The organism is Phytoactinopolyspora mesophila (assembly GCF_010122465.1).
GTDB lineage: Bacteria > Actinomycetota > Actinomycetes > Jiangellales > Jiangellaceae > Phytoactinopolyspora > Phytoactinopolyspora mesophila.
In genome coordinates, this window is sequence record NZ_WLZY01000011.1 from 156649 (window position 1) to 173588 (window position 16940).

The window sequence follows — 16940 nt, forward strand, 5'->3', positions numbered from 1 at the left end:
GGTGGCAGAAGGCTAGCAAACCTGGACGAAGGGGGCGGATCGATATGAAGGCCGCACTGGATGAATTGAGAGTCGAGTACGAGGGCGACGGCTTCGAGCTCCGCGCCGGCCGGTGGGGAGACATGGCTGTCGCGCGCATGACGCTGTCTCCGGGATTTGACCTGGCCCCGGGCTTTGCGGTTCTGCCGGATGGGCTGTGCTCGGGAGACCATTACGGCGTCGTTCTTGATGGCGACATCACGCTGCGCTACACGGACGGATCCCAAGAGACCACTCGGGCTGGCGAGTGCTTCTACTGGCCTGCCGGGCACACCGCCTTCACCGACAGGGGTGTGGTCGTTGTCATGGTCACCCCGCTGGCTCAGATCGAGCACATGGAGAAGCTGATGGCCGAGGCGGCCGGGAAAGCCGGCAACGGCTCGGCCGACGGGTAGAGCGGGAGACGAGCGACATGTCTGGAGAAGCGCTGGCCAACGCGTACGTGGAGACGTTCAACCGTCGTGACCGCGCCGGTTACGACGCGCTCTTCGCCGAGGACGTGGTGTTCCACGATCCCTTCTTCCCCGAACCCATCAAAGGCGGCAGCGCCGCCGAAGACGTGGCGGCGTCGGTGTGGCGAGCCTTTCCCGACATTCAGTGGCGGCTGCTCCGGCCTGTGATCGACGCCGGTGATCGTGTTGCATTCGAACTCGCGGTGAACGGCGTCAACGACGGTCCTCTGGCGATGCCCGACGGCGAGCTGCCCGCGACCGGGCGGCCCGTCTCCTTCGAGACAGCCGTGTTCTGGACGCTCGGCGTGCATGGGCTGATCATCGAGGAGCGGGCCTACTTCGACGCGAGCGGTGTCGCCGCCCAGCTCGGACTCATTTCCTGATGGCCCACGGCTACGGCGATGGAGCGTCCTAATACTCGACCACCCGCCCGAGAATCCTTCCCGATCGGAACGCCCGTTGGCAACGATGAGAGAGCCGCTTCGACTAGATCTGGACTCACCACACAACTCGACAGCCGCGGCATAACGTCGTCACCATGGATCTCTCGCGCGCTACTAGCGCTCGCGAGCACGCTGTTGTGTCTGCTTCGTCTGAGAGAGTGTGCCTGTGGGTGCATTGGCGGAGGGGGTCTACGAGGCACTGCGTACCGTTGCGCTCGACCGGGAACTTGAGTCCGCTGACGGCGTCGTACCTGATCTTCAGCCTGTGGACCGAGAAGCGGCCGCGGATGTCCTCGCGCGGCACATCGCCACACTGGTCCGCCGGGCGGTCGAAGCGGAGCCAGACACCGGGCGTCGTGTCGCCCTTGTCAACAAGATCACCGAACACCTAAATGCCGACGACGACGCCCTGCCCGGCACCATCGAGCAGTTGCTGGAACTCTCGTCGGCGGATCCGGTGGCTGGTCGCACCTGGCCGCGGCCGGTGACGCCGCTGTCGGATGCCGCGTTGCTTACCAACTCGCCGGGCGAGCCCGCTCTGTCAGCCGAGTTGCGGGCGGAGCTGGCCAGCGCAGACCGCGTGGACCTGCTCTGCGCGTTCATCCGCTGGCATGGGCTGGGCGTCCTGGTAGTCTCCCCGATTCCCGGCATCCGGAGCCTTGCCTCGACTGCAATCATCCTGCGCAGGCTCTGTGAACGTGTAAGCAGGAACGCGGTGGGCCGCAGCCCTATATTTTCGCGATGGGGAGTCCCGCCAGACTACAGCCGACGTACGCGCACACGTTCTTCACCGAGGTCGGCACCTACCTCTGACGACCAACTGCCGGCCAGAGTCAGGACTGGCCGCCGCCCTTGAGCGCTCTAGTTGCGTCTTTGACGAGTCCCGGCAGATCGGACGTGTTGACCTCCGTGGCGTGCTTGGCCGCGTCCCGGTGCGCGAACCGCGAGAGCACGTTCTTGACGAGCACGGCGTTCCCGACCTGCTTCCGGGCGTCGAGCCGGACGTCGTCAGCGGAGCCTGCATAGAACGGCGCGAGGGCCTGGAGCGAGAGAGCCACATCCTCGGCGGTGTCGGCCTCCCGGAAGTGGCGGCTGGACTCGCGAAGGAGCAGCGCGCCGAACGCGCCGATGACCAGAGCAACGGTCGAACGGAGAACTCCGTCGCCCAACGTGAGGTCGAAGTCGTTGCGGACTGCCTCGCTGACGATGAACCAACCGACCGCGCCCGCGAACACGAACGCGGCCACAGCACCGGCGCGTATCCATTGGGCGGCACGGCGCTCCCGCGTCGCCCGGCCATTCCAGTCGGCCGCGCTGAGGTCGCCGGCAGCGTGCTCAGCGAGGGCCTCGCCCGCCTTCGCCGTCGCCGCGAGCGTCGCGATGTGTTGCACGGCCTCGGCATCGTGCTTCTCGTCAGTCGACGTGCGCTCCTTCTTCCAATCGCCGAGCGTCTCACTCCACTCTGTGTTGATCTTGCTCTCGGCGGCAGAACTGACCTCGGCGATCGCCGCGCGTTGAGCGGCAATCTCGGAACGCAGAGTGTCGAGGTCCTTTTCGAGACGGTCCAATTTGCTGAGCCGATCCTGCAGCCCTTCCTCGGTCTCCGTGACCTTTGCCGCCAAATCATCGAGCCTGGCTGTGCGGAACTCGATCTCCTCGTCGAGAAGCTTGACGTAAGTATTCTTTAGATCCTTCGGCGGCGGCAGGGGCAACGAGCGCAGCGCAGCCTCCAGCTTCCCGATGGCCTGCGGGTTCTGCGGCTGGCGCTGGACGGCTACGTAGCGCTTGAACTCGGCGTCACCGGTCGGCAGTTCGTTGAGCGCCTTCCCGAGCTCGTCGAGGGCGCTGAGGTACAGGGCTGGCTGCCGTGCCAACTTCGTCTTGGCCGCCTCGGACAGCCACTCGACGATGTCCTCGCGCCTCTGCTCCACCTTGGCGTCGTCGTACCTGGCCGCCTTGAGCGCGTCGAGCTTGAGGTTCAAAGTCTCCCAGACCTTGTGCTTGCGGTAGCGCTCACTGCCTGTCGGCATGCCTGTCCCTTCTAGACGCACCGCGGGTCGCGGTGATGACTTACTTGTTGTCCTCGGTGCGGTTGTGCGTCAGGCAGAGCATCGTCAGGTTCGAGGGGTCCGTCACCCCGCCCTTCGACCAGCCCGTCACGTGGTCAGCGTCCATCTCGTTCTGCTTGTAGATCCGCATCCTGTTGTTGCGACCTGATGGGCGCTCTGTGCCTCCGCCACCGCAATGCTCCCTCTTTTGGCTCCGACAGCTTCCGCAGAGCTAGATGATCAGGCCGTTGACGGCTCGGGCGTCATGACGTGACCCAAGCCAGGACCCACCGGCATGCCCCTCGCCTTCGTGTGTTACCCAACCCCCTACTTGCCAGAGATCGTGCCATGAACCCCGGACAAAGTCGATGAACAGGACGCGCCGTTATTCGTTGAGGAACACGATCGGTTCTGAGAGGACGTCCTTGGCGTGTGGCTGGTCTTCCAACCGCTGCGCAATTGTTGCCGTCGCCAGGTCTGGTGGCAAGGCGTCGGCGAACTTCAAGCCGGCCACGCTGGCCCCATTGACTGAGGGCTGGGTGATCATCGCATTCGCTATGGCGTCGATGATCTCGTCTCGGGATGCGTCGGGGCGCAACCGCAAGGATCGATCGTCCGCTCGTTGCTGTTCCGCCACGGCACCGGGAAGGGACGCTTGAAGGGTGCGGTTCGCCGCGCTGCCTGCCCATGTCCACCAGCGAAGCTCGTCCCGACCGGTTCGACTGATCGCGGTGCCGTCGCGGTGAACATGGTGGGCATGGACTTCGCGGAGACGTGATAAGACATCCCGAGCTCGGTTGGTCAACCTGACACCCAAGGGATCGACGCCCAGTACTACGTCCCGCATCGCCCGAGTGATGTCGAATGAAAGACCTCCGCGGGAAAACCCCCACCGTGCCTTCCCTGACAGAGCGGTCGGCTCCACCTGGCAGCGGCGTCGTGCCCAATCGATATGGGTGACCTGCCAGCTACGGCCACCGAGCAGGATGATCCGCGGGCCCGCGGATTCCTCAGTGAGAACCGCGTCCTCTATGGTCCCGACTTCCTCACGCCCCGAAAGCACGGTGAATTCTGGTGCGGCGCTGAATACCGCAGTCAAGTCTGAAAAGTACCGACGACCGAACTTGCGCTCGGCTTGTGGGCCAATGAACATGAAGTCACCGTCGGACTCGAGGTAACCCTCACGGCGTAGGAACGCCAGGATCTCGTCCGCGTGCTCATCGAGTAGCGGAAGCTCGCCCCACCAATCGCGCCAGGTGTTGACACCCACGCGGTTCTCCTGGAGGCACAGTGCCATGATCTGTTGTGCGGCGATGTGCCGTGGCGACGGGGGCGCCGTCACCGGTTCGACCCAACCAGAGGACCACCGCTCCAACAGGCCGGCAGCCTGCAGCACCGAGTTCTCGTCCGTGCACAGAAACAAGCAGTTGCGGGTCGACCCCATGCGTCGGCCACTACGACCGATGCGTTGGAGGAAAGACGAGACACGAGCGGGGGAATCGATCTGGATGACCCGATCCAGGTCACCGACGTCGATTCCCAGTTCGAGGGTCGATGTCGCGACGATCACGGTGTCTGTGGAGTCGGCGAACGCCGCTTCGGATCGACGGCGCTCCGACGCCGAGAGCGACGAGTGGGAAAGGAACGTATTAATGCCACGTTCCCGCAACGCAGCTCCGAGTTCCTCGGCCCGACGTCGGCTCTCGACGAACACGAGCCGTTTCTCTCCCTCGTGCAATGCGGCGATGACCTTGGCGGCGTTGACGACCGATCCAACATAGTCGAGGGTGACATCGACGTCGGCGCTAGCCGATGCGGCTGCTGGCGCAATCACCCGTCGCGGCCGGGCTGTAGCCCCACCTTGCAGCCAGGCAAGCAGATCTTCCGGATTTCCGACAGTGGCCGACAAGCCGATGCGTTGGACCGGGTGGCCAACTAGCCTCGTCAGCCGTTCAAGAACAGCGAGTAGATGCCACCCGCGATCGTCGCCGGCGAACGCATGGATCTCGTCGACGACGATAGCCCGCAGCCCGGAGAACATCACTCGTGGATCGACCTTGGTAGACACCAGCATCGCTTCGATGGATTCCGGTGTGGTCAGCAGGATGTCCGGCCGCTCACGCAGGATGCGCTGACGTGCAGGCTGGTCGACGTCTCCATGCCATACCTCGGCCGAGCGTCCGAGCCAGGCGGCGTACGAATTCAGTCGCGGCTGCAAGTTGTTCAGGAGAGCCCGCAGCGGGCACACATATAGCACGGATGTGTCCTGCCAGCCTTCCTCGGCCATCCGGCTGAGCAGGGGGACAACGGCGGCTTCGGTTTTGCCGCCCGCGGTCGGGGCCAGAAGCAAGCAGTCCTCACCGGCCAAGATCGGAGCGATCGCGGCCTCCTGCAACGGTCGCAGCGCATCCCAGCGCAGGGTGTTTGCCAGGTGGTAGCGGACTGCGGGATGCAGCGCGTCGATCGCCTCGGTCATCACACGTCGAGTTCGATGTCGTCAGCCGAGCGAGTCGCGGCTGCCTCTCGTTCGGCGTCGTTCAACTCGGTCGGACGAATGGCCACTTCGTAATCGGTCCGCGGGTCGAAGTCCGTGTGCAGCTCGATCGTGTCGAGGACGTCGACGAGCTTGCGCAAGAACAGCCGTGGAGCGGTGCCTACTCTTCCGCCTAGTTTGCCGGCGACGGATGAGGCGAAGTCGCGAAGGAAATCGTCATCTGCGGTGCGCTCTACTCGTTCGGCGTCGCTGACGTCGGAAATGAACAGCGACCGGACACGCGTGCCGAGTTCCACGAGCTTGTCGAGATCGAAGCCGGTGAGCCGCAGCTGCGGCGCTCGTGGGTTGTCGAAGCGAGGGTCTCGGGAAAAGTCCGTATGCAACCGGTCGGCCAATGGCGGAAGTAACTGCATGCCCTGACGTCCGTCAAAAAACGCTGGCGTGCCGGTGATCAACAGATACAGGCCGGGAAAGTTGCCATCGTGCACTTCGTCCATGAACTGCCGTAACGCGTTGAGTGCCTTGGCGCGAGCGTCGCTGCGTACCCGCTGCAGCGTCTCCACCTCGTCCAGCACGAGCAACAGGCCGGCGTGACCGGAGTCGCGAAGGATAGCTAGCAGCCCGCGCAGAAACCCGAGTGCCAGAAAGTGGTCGAGATCGCCTTTGATCCCAGCCTGGCGTTTCACCCGAGCAGCGACGTGCGGTTGCCCCCCAAGCCACGCGACGAGGCCGTCGGCGGCATCGTTGTCTCCTTCGGCGACGAACCGGCGGTAGGCACGCACAGCGAGCGGGAACACGGGAGCCCGCGCGGCGACTTCGGTGAGCCGCTGCTCCAGCAAGTTCTCCACCGACTCGTCGGAAATCTCGCCGTCCGCGCCGCTGGCGTCCGTTTCGACGGTGAACAGCCACGAGTCGAGGATCGGCCGCAAGGCGCTCGGCGGTACCGTGTCGGTGCGCAAGGACTCGATGGTGCGCCGGTAGACGGTCTCCAACCGGTGCAGCGGCGTGTCGATCTCGTTGATCTGCACCTCGGCGGTGGCGAAGCCCTTCTTGCGTGCGTTGTCTGCCAGCCAGCGCGCGAAGAACGTCTTCCCGGCCCCGTACTCTCCTCGCACGGCTTTGAAAATCGCCCCACCGGACCGCACGGTCTCGAGCTCGGCATCCATCTCTCCGCCAAACCTGTCCAGCCCGACGGCCAGCTGGTCGAGGCCGTGCGCTGGCACGGTCCCGCGCCGCAAGGCAGCGAGCACTTCGCGGCGGCGCCGGGGGGAGATGCTCATCCCTGCACCCCGAACTGTTCGCGCAGGAGCGACTCGTCGAGGACGATGTCGCCGGAGGCCTCCTCGTACCGGATCACCACGTACCCCTCGACGTCGAGAACCCGCTTGAGCACGTGTAGCGCACCCCGCAGGCGAGGTGCGGCGACGCTGAGCGTAGCCGCGGCGTTGTGTGCTGGGACCCTTCGGTCCGGGGCGTCCAGAAGTACGGCGAGCAGGTTGGTGATCCTCTCGGTAGCGACCGGGACGCGCCCAGCGATGGCGAGTTGTTGCTTGAACGTGCGCGACGACACGACGGACTGGGCCACCTTGGCCGCTTCTTCACCAGGGCCGTCCGGCCGGGGCTGCGGAGTGGATGTGGTCTGAGGCAGCCTTCCGGGAAGCTCGAACAGCGTGGCGGCGTCGTCGTCGGAGCGCGACACCGCACGGGTAGCGCCCCTCGGTCCTGATCCCGCCCCACGCGGCGGTTCCGACGCACCGGCCGCATGAGCGCGGGGCCTGGTTGTAGGCTCCCACCAGGCCGGTTGGCCGCCGTCGATACTGGTGAGGCCAAGTTCTGCGGGAGCGTCGCCGGGGTGCAGGACCACCACGGGCACGACGACCTCCGCGGGTGAGCCGCCGCCGTGGTATCCGGCATTGAGCGGGCCGTACCGGATCCGTTCATCGACGGCAAGGATTGCGGAGTTGCCGGTGGTGAGCACCCGCGGACCGCTGACCATGACCTCGTCGCCTGCGGCGGGTTCGGACTCGACAGCGGGTCGGGCTCTCGCCCCGTACGTGGAAGAGTGCTGACGCAGCGTTCCCTGGCGACGCTCGATCACGTGCCCGTGGTCGGAGGTCAGGACGACGATTCGTCCGGCACCACGGGCGGCGTCGAGGAGCGGCTTGAGATGGCGTACAGCATCGAGCGTCCAGTCGATACCGGCCGGGTCGGTGTGGTGCAGTGCGTCGTCGACGGCATTCAGCACGGCCGCGACCAGCGGTAGCCCTTCCGTGTCGGCGACGGCGGTGTGGATCGCGGGCGAGAGAGTCAGCCCGGGTCGCGAGGTATCGAGATCTTTCTTGTGAAACAGCGGCGCCCCGCCGCCGTCCACGTCGTGTTTCAAGCTGGCACCCTTGAGCACCGCCTGAAACCCCTGGCGCTCGGCATCGTCGCGGCCGTGGCACAGCATTCCGGACAGCAGCGAACATCTGCTGAACTCTGTCAGCGTGGGCAGTACCGCAAGCGCCGCCGTCCGCCGCTCGTGGCCGGGAACCGCATGTTCGACCCACCCCAGCTGGCCGGCATCGCGGACGAGCTGGTTGGCCACCGACGCGCTCATCCCGTCGAGTACCAGCAACAACGCCGGCCGCCGTTGGGCCAGCGGGACAACGACATCCGGCAGCACCCGCTCTACAGTGAGCTGCTCCGGCTCCGGCGAGGCCGCCAGGGCCGCGGCGAACGCCACGTCATGCCGGTCGCGCCGGTGGCGAACCAGCCGCAAGACCGTCCCGAGTACGTCAGCGAGGCCGGAGTCGGCGGATCCCTGGGCGGCTGTGTTGACCGCGGCGTCCACCCACGAGTCAGTCGTGAGGTGCTGGTCGAGCGCCAGGGCCAAGTCGCTGCCGACCGGGGTGGTGGCGTCGGTCGCAAGCCAGCGCACGAGCCGCAAGGCTGCTTCGAATGCGCGCACCGACGCGTCTTTCTCGGCGAGGACATGCTCCCGGATCCGGGAGAAGGCGGACTCGGCAGCCGAGAGGTCGGCGGCCACCAACGGCTCATCGATCCCGGCCCCGGCCGTGGCCACGGTGGCAGCGTCCGGCAGCACGCTCGAGAGTTCGCGGGCGAGTTCGGCCAGACGCGACTGCAGTCCTGCGGGCAGCATGTCGGAGACCTGCGCAAGTTCGTCGAGGCCGAGGTCGGCGACGTGGCGCGACGCACCCGTGAGCACCTTGCTGGCGAGCTCGGGGCCGTAGCCGTCGGTGAGTGCGTGGGTCACCAGCCAGCGGGCGTCGGCGTGCCACGCATCCAGCACCTCTGGAGTGAGCTTGCCCAGCCCGAACGCACCCTGGAAGTGCCCGGCAGCGCGGGTGTCCGCCACGTCGGGCGCGCTGAGCAAGCCAGCGAGGACACCCAGCGGGACGATCTCGGAGATCTTGCCAGCGGCCAGCAACGTTCGTACTGGTCCGGCGGCCAAGCCACACCGTCCGGCCAGCCAGTCGATGACCTCGTCGGTGAGCGCGTCGCCTGCGGCTGCGCGCAGGTCGGCCAGGAGCGAGGTAGCGTCCGGCCGGGCGCTCCAGGCCATGACCGCGGTCACATCGACTTCCACCCCTGCGTCAACTACGCGCAGCCCGTTGTGGACGACGGATCCAAGCGCATGGTCGCGGGTGAGCACACCAGCAGGGGCAGGCGTCCAGCCGTCATGAGGCAGAACGGCTAACAAGCCAGCAGCGATTTCGCGAGAGCGCGCCCCAGACGAGTAGAGCCTCGGGTCGAGCCGCTCGGCGGTGAACCTGTGCCGGACGGCTTCCCACGGGTCCGGGGTCCGCAGGCGGTTGCCCACGAAATGAGCCATGACACCCGCGCCCAGGTCGTCCTGATCGCACGGCGTGAGGATGACAAGCCAGTCGGAGGAGTCACGTAGCCGAAGCGCTTCCCAGACGGCCAGGGTTGAACGACACGGCAAGACTCGGATGCTGCGCCCGTTATGCATGAACTGCTCGGGCCCCTCCCAGGTTGCGGCCGCTTGTACGCCGAGGATGCCGGCGTCGTGCCGCTTACCGGCCAGCCCGTCCAACAGGGATCGCACCACCGCGGGGCTCGCCACGGTGAGTGCGTGGCCGTTGGCCGTCACCGCTGTGCTCATTCGACCCACCATTGCACGTGAATCCTGCGACCGTGGTGCTCAGCCAACAACCGCTTGAGCTCCACCTCGACGACGGGAACATCCTTCGCGGATGTGAGGGCAATCCTGTCGCGGATCTGGCCAGTTTGCGGCTCGTCGGTTGAGACGTCGAGCTCCACGTCTTCGGGGCCGTGCTGTTCTGGCGCGGGTGGGGGCGCAGGCACCGACGGCGTTTGGTCGGCGAGCCACTGGAAGGTCTCCTCTTCCGCCCGTCTCAACGCGTCGGCAAGCCGCACCGTGAGTTCGTCGGCTGAAGTTGCCTCCCGCAGCTGACGCATGATGTCGCGGGCTTGCTGCGCTCGCTCGTCGGCGCCTGTCTCCGCCTGCACCACCGGAGAGAGACGATGCCACTGGAACGCCTGGAGCGCACGCACAACGGTCGCAGCATCGGCGAGCGTACGTCCCACCACGTCGAGCGGAACGGGGAACTCGGCTCTGGCTACCTTCTCGATGAGTGCGACCCGGTTGGAGGTCCGTGACAGGTCGATGACGAAGCTGGCGGCCGCAGCCGCCACAGTCAGCCGGTCGCCATCATGCTGGTCGACCGTCAGCCGGCTGTAGAGCTGACGGAGTTCGCCGACGAGCGCGTCGGCGGGACCAGCGTGTTCGGCGGCTCGGGCGCTGACAGTTCCGGCAAACTCGGCGACGTTCGCACCGGTCAGGTACTGGTTCCCGGCAAGGCCGAAGAGGTGGCCGGCGTTGGTGTGCGCAGTCGTCCAATCCTCCTTGGTGGGTAGCGGCTCCGGCCGCAGCTCCAGGTGATCGCGGATCTTGCCCAGCGCAGGGGCAGCGACAGGAGTGTTGGCCTCGAACCATGCCCGCTTTTGCAGGAGTGCCCACGCGCTGATGAGCAGGTCGGCCACGTCGGTGCGCAGTCCCCACGCCGGGGTCAGCCCGTCGATCCAGTCGCGCAGCTGCCGGACGGTCACCGGGGCATGGGCGTTCCCGCCGTGATGAGCAACGGCGCGGTCGAACTCGCCTGCCCAGAAGGCAAACGTATCGCTACCGAACAGGAAGTGTGTCTCGGTGGCCTTGCCGAGCCGGAGCGGTCCGCAGATACGGCGCAGCACCTGGCGGTCACTCGGATGCGTGGGGGTGCGGCCGTCCTCCTGGATCGATGCCTGCTCGACGTAGCCGCGGACGGTCTCCAGCTGGCGGACGGTGATCTCTTCGCGGGCCGGCTCGAACTCTGGGTGCGCCGGATAGCTACTGCGAAATGCCTGGTCGATGAGGTTCTCGAAGGCAGTGCCGAGGTCGGCGCCCACCGGCTCGGCCGGGCTGAACGAGCGGTCCAGCGACATCAGCACCTGGGTATGTGCGGCGTCGTCGGCAAGGTTGCCAGCGTCGGGGGTGGCTGCCCCGTAAGCCTGCTGCAGCACCCGGGTGATGCGTTCCTTGTAGGCGGCATGCTGGTTCTCCAGAATGGCGCGGGCCTGGGCGCGGGCAGCCTCGGGCAGGTGGTCGGAGCTGTTCTGCCAGCGTTCGCCCGAGCCGGAGAACAGCCAATGCAGCTTGACCAGGCGCACCAGTTCGCGCTGCACCTCGGGCGTGAGATAGCGAGGCAGCCACACGACGGTCTGCCAGTACTTGCCTGCCTGCTGCATCCGCTCAACGCGGGCGATGTCCTGGGAGACGGACTGCTCCTCCTCGTCGAACGGGTAGTCGACGACGAAGCGCCAGGTGCCGGGGCGGTTCTGAAAGTGTTCGTCGGACAGCCAGGCGGTGTCTCGGACGTTGCCGAAGACAACGTCCACCTCGCGCCGTGATCCCTTCCACGTCACCTGACGGGTGGCAGCGGAGTCGAGGTCGCTGGTGTGTGGGTCGATGCCGAGCGCCTGGTGCACGATCTCCTTGACCAGCTGCCGGCGCCGTCCCGGGTTGTCCTCGCCTTTGACCCGTTCGACGACCGACTCGTAGTCGACATCGGCCAGCTGGACGCGGATGACCGGGTCGCTGCCGCTGGACGTCTGGATCTCGGGGACTTCCTTCTTCCACGTGTTGATGGCGGCCATCACCAGCCGGGCTTCGTTGCCGGGCAGCGGCGAGACGATGGAGCCGTGATTGAGCGAGGCCAGCCGGGAGGCCGTCAGCTCTTTCAACGCGGGGACGTTGGGTGCTACCGCGGACAGCAGCAGCGTCTTGGCCAGCCGCTCTTGGCTGCGGAATCCTCGTGGGACCGAGGTGGGGTCGTCGGCGAGCTGGCGTTCGGTGACGTTGTGCTCACGCAGCAGGATCGGCTTGAGCTTGTCCTCATACAGAGCAGTTGCGGCACGAAACAGGTTGGCTGCGTGTGAGTCGAGCGCCTGACGGCCATTAACCACGTAGTCGAACGCATCGCCCACCGGAATGAGATCGTCAACGGTAAATGACTCGCGGCGGTTCACCAGCATCTGCTGCATGACTTTTAATGCTGTGCGTTCTCGCTGCATGACACTGGCCAGGGAGCGCAGCGTGGAGACAAGGGCGGGCGAGAACGGGTAGGTAAGCCGGAACTCGGCCTCGGAAGCGCCGTGGTGGCTCTCGCCGGTGTTGATGCTGTCCAGGAGGACGTCCCACACGGCGGGGCGGCGTTCGAGCTGACCGAATGCGTCCTCTAAGGTCCGGCGGGCCTCGTCGTCCACCGGCCAGAGCAGCCTGCGATGAGCCACCTCGGCGAGGTTGTCGTCCCCAAGCTGGATGGACGCGAAACGGCCCTCCTGATGGCGGAAGGCACGATCCAGCGCCTCTTGCTCGTTGCCGGTGGCGCCAGCGTCGGCGAACCACTTACGCAGGTCCATCTGCCGGGAGATGAACGAGATTAGGGGGATCGGCCGCGGGGAGCCGGACGACTCCACCAACTTGGTGATCTTCTGGGTTTCCCGGCGGAAGAACTCGGTGTCGCGGACAGAGAACGCCAACCACAACACGAGTTCGTCGAGGAACAGCACGACGCCGTTGTAGCCGAGCGCCTGTGCGTGCCGGGAGATCGCGTGCAGCCCGCTTTCCAGATCAACGTAGTCGGCGAATCGGGTGTAGGAGGTGAAGTAGCTCTGGGTGAGCGCAGTGACCAGCCGCTGGCGTTCCTCAGTTTCTGGTCCGGCGGCACGCGCGGTGTGGTAGGTCTCGGCGTCCCAGGTTCCGGTGCCGAGGAGTCCCGCCCACACATCGCCGCTGTCGTCATCGTCGTCGCCGTTGAGCCCGGCGAAGAATCGCTCGTCGCCGAGCGTCCGGCGCTGGTTCTCCGCGTCGGTGAGGAGATCGTCACTCGTGTGCACCGCTGGAAGGGGCGCGTCGGGGTGCAGCCGCTGGATCTGCTCGACGTAGCCGCCGAGCACAGCCTGTTCCAGCGACGGCGCGCCAAGCAGGTGGTAACTGAGCCGTAGCAGCTTCGCCTCGCGTAGCGCAGCGTCGTGTTTGGCGACCACTGGCTGCAGCTCGGCGATCTTGCGGGCGGCCGGCTCATGGCCGAGGACGGCATGTAGGACGGCCATGAAGTGGCTCTTACCGGAACCGAACGAGCCGGTGAGGAACGCACCCCGGCTGGTCTTGTTGCGAACCGCGTCCGAGACGAGCGCCAGCGCGGAGTCGAAGTTCTGCGCCAGCGAGTCGGTGACAACGTACTGGGCGAGCGTCTGCTCCAGGTGCGCGGTGTCCGTGCTCTCAGCGAGGCGAAGCACGTAGTCTTCGCTCCCGGCCCGCTCCGGGATCTCGATGACGTCGCGCAGCAACCTACTCATCTAAGGCTCCCTGGTCAGTGCGGGTGCCGCCGCCTGACGCCTAGACCGTCGGCCACGGGCTCTTTTCTCCGGCCGCCATGCGACCAGATCCTCGACTGTGACCCCGGCGCGCTGCCTCCGCGATTCGAGCTCCTCGTCGACGATAGCGGCCAGGCTCAAACCGTACGTGGGGTCGATCTCGCCGTGCCACTGGCGGACCCATGGTTGGAGTTCGGCCAGCCCGGCGATGAGCGGGATCATCTGCTTGTCGTCCCAACCGTCCTGCTCGCGCTCGTTCATGATCCTGGCCAGCGCGAGCGCCTGCTCAGCGTGGTCCCAGCCGGCCCAACCCAGAAACGGCGTCGGGTCGGTCTCCCGTCCGGCATCCGGGTAGAGGATGAACCGTTCCTTCGGTATATCGAAGTCGCCCCGGTGCTGCCAGTACTCGGTGCGAGTGAAATCGGCGGGCTTGTACTTGGGCGGGACCGGGATCGGAGCGTCGAGTGTTTCGCCCGCGTCCTCCTTGCGTTGGAGCCGCCAGATCTCTTCCCATGCGGCGCGTTTCTCCAGACCGGAGTCCTTGTAACGGTAGGCGGCGAGGTACGGCACGGCCGAATTACCGAGCAGGTCTTGCAGGCAAACGGCGACGGGTAGGTCTGGCCGGCCGGCCCACAGCTCCAGCACGCCGCGGAACTCGTCGTCCCGGGCGACGATGTCAGCCAGCCGGGCGACGCTGCGCGGCCGGGGCCGTCCCTGATTGTCGAACCAGAGCGCGCGGTCTTCGAGCCGGTCCAGCAGCCAACCTCGTAGTGCCTCCTCAACGCGCTTCTCCCACGGGTCGATGGCCCAGCGGCGCTTGTATTCGGGCTTCTCCAGCTGCCGGATGTTCTTGTTGCTGGCGATCACGTCCAGGCGGCGTTGCACCAGGTCGCGATAGTCGGCAGGCCAGTGCTCGGGAATCTCGGTGATGGGAGTCGACCGGTGACGCTCGAACCACGTCGTCTCTTCGCCCTCATTCATTGCGCGGGCCATGACGATCTCGAAGGCTCGCTCACCGAGCGCGAGCTCGGGCAGCTCACCACCAAACGTCAGCTCTTCGTCAATGAGACCGTAAATCCGGTAACACTCCCAATCGAGTTCCTCCTGCTCCGCGATCAGTTGCGCTTTTATTCGCCCATTCTCGATCCCAAGGATGTCGAGTTCGCCTCTCGTAGGTGCGTGCAATTTCACAACTTCCTGGGGCTCCGTATCGGAAAGGCGTTGGGCCAGCTTGTCGAGCCTCCTTGCCCGTCCCGCTGGCGCATTCGCCGGTATCGGAAATTGTTTCACCCTGCTTGCATTAAATTGATAGGTGCGCAACCAGATTTGATCTGCTGCACCACCTTTTGGTTTGCATTTCTGTCGAAGCCAAAAGCATGCCGTGGAGGAATTTAGAAGGGCCAGTAGTGAGAAGAGATCCGTATCGGACGCTGTCGAACCGAGTTTTACGACAGGCGCCGACTGATTTAGAACCCTCCCACCTCTGTCGAGTATGAAATGGTTATGTGTAGCCACTTCAGAGAATGCAATGGAATGCGTACAGGCGCCGCGATCGGCTGGAACCTGATGCCATGCGTACCAAGGCTTTCCTGCCGCGGAATAGGTGAGTCCATTGAAGCTCGCCCGGTTTCCTAGGTGAGTCCGTAGGGGCCACAAATGCCTCGCTGATCGTGGCAAGATCTCAAGTGCAGGAAGTTCGCTCGTTCCGTACGGAAACCAAACCTTGCGGTCGGATGCAACATGGTAGTCGCGAATGTCGTCGCCCGTCACCAGTGGAATCCACGCGGTCGACTCCAGCTCGTTCCGACCGACGACGGGCGAGGGGCGGGAGAATTCTTCGTCGGCATGACTCATGGCCATGAATCCGACGCGCTTAACAACTGAAGATATTTGTCGCGGAGTAGAATAGTCAATCTTGTTGATCAACTCGCCAGCACCCCCACCGGACAGGATCCACGGGTGTCGCTGCAGAGTGCCGCGTTCGAGATCATCAACGTTTATCCAGTCGTTGTCGAACCCAGGCGTTTCAATATTCTCAACTATGCTTCGCCAAAAAGGTCCTTCGCCGACTTCTCCTACCGAGGACGCTTCGCGCTTCCCTTTGCTTAGCACGGCGCGGACGGAGGGAGTTCGGGGAACTGAGTTTACGGCAAATAGTATTACGGTGGGGGTGCCGTCGCTGTTGTGTCCAGGAATCCATGCACCTTCTGAATCTATTATCGTACGCAAGTCTCTGCCAGGGAGAAAATTCTCAACCAGAGATTTTCCAAATTCACGCTTCATGAAGGAATTTGAAGTTATCTTTCCAATCCGGCCAGGGTGCTCGCCCTGTCGCGCCACATTAAAGAACAGCTCCATGAATGGTACCGTTAACGCATAGATTCCTTTACAGTGGCGATACAGGGTTCGATAAAGTTTCCTGGCGGCTTTGTCTTTCGCAGGGATGTATGGCGGGTTGCCGACGACAACATCATACCGGCGGCGAAATATGTCCTTTAGGAGCGCGTTGTCTTCAGTTGAGTAAGAGAAATCGTCTTTGGCCATAAGTATCAGATTCTCGTCCAATGTCTGCTGGGGTGCGCCGTAAATGAGCGAGTCGCCTGCAGCGAGTTGGATCTGGAAATCTGGGGCATTCTCTAGAGAGCGCGCGCCTGCGGCTCTAAGTGCGGCCACGATAAGTCGGAACCTGGCAATGGCGACGGCGAACGGGTTGATGTCAACGCCGTGTACTCCGTCCAGCGCATGCTGGACCAGTGCACGCGTCTCCAGGTTGGGTGCCTGTCGGGACCACCGGTCGAGCAGCCGATGGAACGCGCCGAGTAGAAAGTGCCCCGAACCGCACGCGGGGTCGATAACCGAAAAGCCATCGAGCGGCCGTTCACGGAGGGCCGGTTCAAGGGTGTGGTCGAGGATGAACTCCTCGACGAACTCCGGCGTCTGCAGCAGCGCGTAGTTCTTCTTCGCGAACTCCGAGAGGTCCTGGTAGAGGTCACCCAGAAATCGAGTGTCCAGTTCCGGGTTGACGGCAGGCCCGAATCGGCGGAGAAGTTCGCCGTTGGAGTCCTGGTCCCACCAGAACTCCAGGAGTCGCCGCGCGGCGTCACCGGACGGGGACACTTGATGGATGGGCGAGTAGGAGTCCACCAAACCGGCTGTGGCGCCGATTGAGGCGAAGTGCTCGATGATCTGCTGCAGCCAGTGCCGGTCGTTGTGCTCGGGGTGGGTTTGGAAGTATGCCTGTCGGGCGTCGAGTGCTCTTTGCCGGTCTTCTCGGCTTGCGCCCGCGATCCACACCGGGGATACCAGCCGGTTGTCTTCACAGAACCGGGCGAACACGGTCAGTAGCACCCACGCCGATGCTGCCTGGGTCACTCGCTCGTCTCGCCAGGCCTGCCAGGACGCCGCGGTCCGCTCAGCGTTCAGCGCGTCGGCGTGCTCGGTCTTCCACCGCTCGGCCACGCCCTCCTCGCGCATGAACTCGTCCGGCCCGTCCACCCGCGCCCGCAGGTCATTCTCAAGGAGCGTCACCTGCGCCCGGAGATCACCGACCAGCCCTGTCACCTTT

At 64.9% G+C, this 16940-nt stretch carries 9 protein-coding genes and 1 pseudogene; 3 read left to right on the forward strand and 7 right to left on the reverse strand.

Annotated features, from left to right (window positions below):
* The first annotated feature begins 44 nt into the window (after nucleotides 1–44).
* From F7O44_RS25345 to F7O44_RS25355, 3 genes are all read left to right on the forward strand, one after another.
* Nucleotides 45–434 (forward strand): cupin domain-containing protein, encoded by a 390-nt coding sequence (locus tag F7O44_RS25345; protein ID WP_162453099.1) that lies wholly within the window; start codon nucleotides 45–47, stop codon nucleotides 432–434.
* Between the two features lie 17 nt (nucleotides 435–451).
* Entirely contained in the window at nucleotides 452–874 is a 423-nt protein-coding gene (locus F7O44_RS25350) for an ester cyclase (RefSeq protein ID WP_162453100.1), read from the forward strand.
* Between the two features lie 226 nt (nucleotides 875–1100).
* Nucleotides 1101–1790: a hypothetical protein gene (locus tag F7O44_RS25355; protein ID WP_162452977.1), complete on the forward strand. Its 690-nt coding sequence runs from the start codon at nucleotides 1101–1103 to the stop codon at nucleotides 1788–1790.
* On the opposite strand, the gene F7O44_RS25360 is transcribed toward F7O44_RS25355, so the two are convergent.
* From F7O44_RS25360 to pglX, 7 genes and pseudogenes are all read right to left on the reverse strand, one after another.
* Nucleotides 1768–2964 carry a hypothetical protein gene (locus F7O44_RS25360; protein ID WP_162453101.1) on the reverse strand — a complete coding sequence of 399 codons (1197 nt, stop codon included), beginning with the start codon at nucleotides 2962–2964 and terminating at the stop codon, nucleotides 1768–1770. The genes F7O44_RS25355 and F7O44_RS25360 overlap by 23 nt on opposite strands.
* Nucleotides 2965–3004: 40 nt before the next feature.
* Nucleotides 3005–3142 (reverse strand): annotated as a pseudogene (locus F7O44_RS25365) (HNH endonuclease); the annotation flags it as partial.
* Between the two features lie 225 nt (nucleotides 3143–3367).
* Nucleotides 3368–5458, reverse strand: coding sequence for a DEAD/DEAH box helicase (locus F7O44_RS25370; protein WP_162453103.1), 2091 nt, complete (start codon nucleotides 5456–5458; stop codon nucleotides 3368–3370).
* A complete protein-coding gene (gene brxD, locus F7O44_RS25375) occupies nucleotides 5458–6756 on the reverse strand; it encodes a BREX system ATP-binding protein BrxD (RefSeq protein ID WP_162453104.1) in 1299 nt (432 codons plus the stop codon). The genes F7O44_RS25370 and brxD overlap by 1 nt, the downstream gene beginning before the upstream one ends.
* Complete coding sequence (gene pglZ, locus F7O44_RS25380) at nucleotides 6753–9602, reverse strand: BREX-2 system phosphatase PglZ (protein WP_162453105.1); 2850 nt, start codon at nucleotides 9600–9602, stop codon at nucleotides 6753–6755. The genes brxD and pglZ overlap by 4 nt, the downstream gene beginning before the upstream one ends.
* Nucleotides 9599–13357, reverse strand: coding sequence for a DUF6079 family protein (locus F7O44_RS25385; protein ID WP_162453106.1), 3759 nt, complete (start codon nucleotides 13355–13357; stop codon nucleotides 9599–9601). Before F7O44_RS25385 ends, pglZ begins: the two co-directional genes overlap by 4 nt.
* Nucleotides 13358–16936 carry a BREX-2 system adenine-specific DNA-methyltransferase PglX gene (gene pglX / locus F7O44_RS25390; RefSeq protein ID WP_222851687.1) on the reverse strand — a complete coding sequence of 1193 codons (3579 nt, stop codon included), beginning with the start codon at nucleotides 16934–16936 and terminating at the stop codon, nucleotides 13358–13360.
* Between the last annotated feature and the right edge of the window lie 4 nt (nucleotides 16937–16940).

Bases quoted from the DNA above. Each gene is read 5' to 3' on its own strand.
- F7O44_RS25385 (WP_162453106.1), bottom strand. From the start codon at position 13,357: ATGAGTAGGTTGCTGCGCGACGTCATCGAGATCCCGGAGCGGGCCGGG.
- F7O44_RS25370 (WP_162453103.1), bottom strand. From the start codon at position 5,458: ATGACCGAGGCGATCGACGCGCTGCATCCCGCAGTCCGCTACCACCTG.
- brxD (WP_162453104.1), bottom strand. From the start codon at position 6,756: ATGAGCATCTCCCCCCGGCGCCGCCGCGAAGTGCTCGCTGCCTTGCGG.
- F7O44_RS25360 (WP_162453101.1), bottom strand. From the start codon at position 2,964: ATGCCGACAGGCAGTGAGCGCTACCGCAAGCACAAGGTCTGGGAGACT.
- pglZ (WP_162453105.1), bottom strand. From the start codon at position 9,602: ATGAGCACAGCGGTGACGGCCAACGGCCACGCACTCACCGTGGCGAGC.
- F7O44_RS25345 (WP_162453099.1), top strand. From the start codon at position 45: ATGAAGGCCGCACTGGATGAATTGAGAGTCGAGTACGAGGGCGACGGC.
- F7O44_RS25350 (WP_162453100.1), top strand. From the start codon at position 452: ATGTCTGGAGAAGCGCTGGCCAACGCGTACGTGGAGACGTTCAACCGT.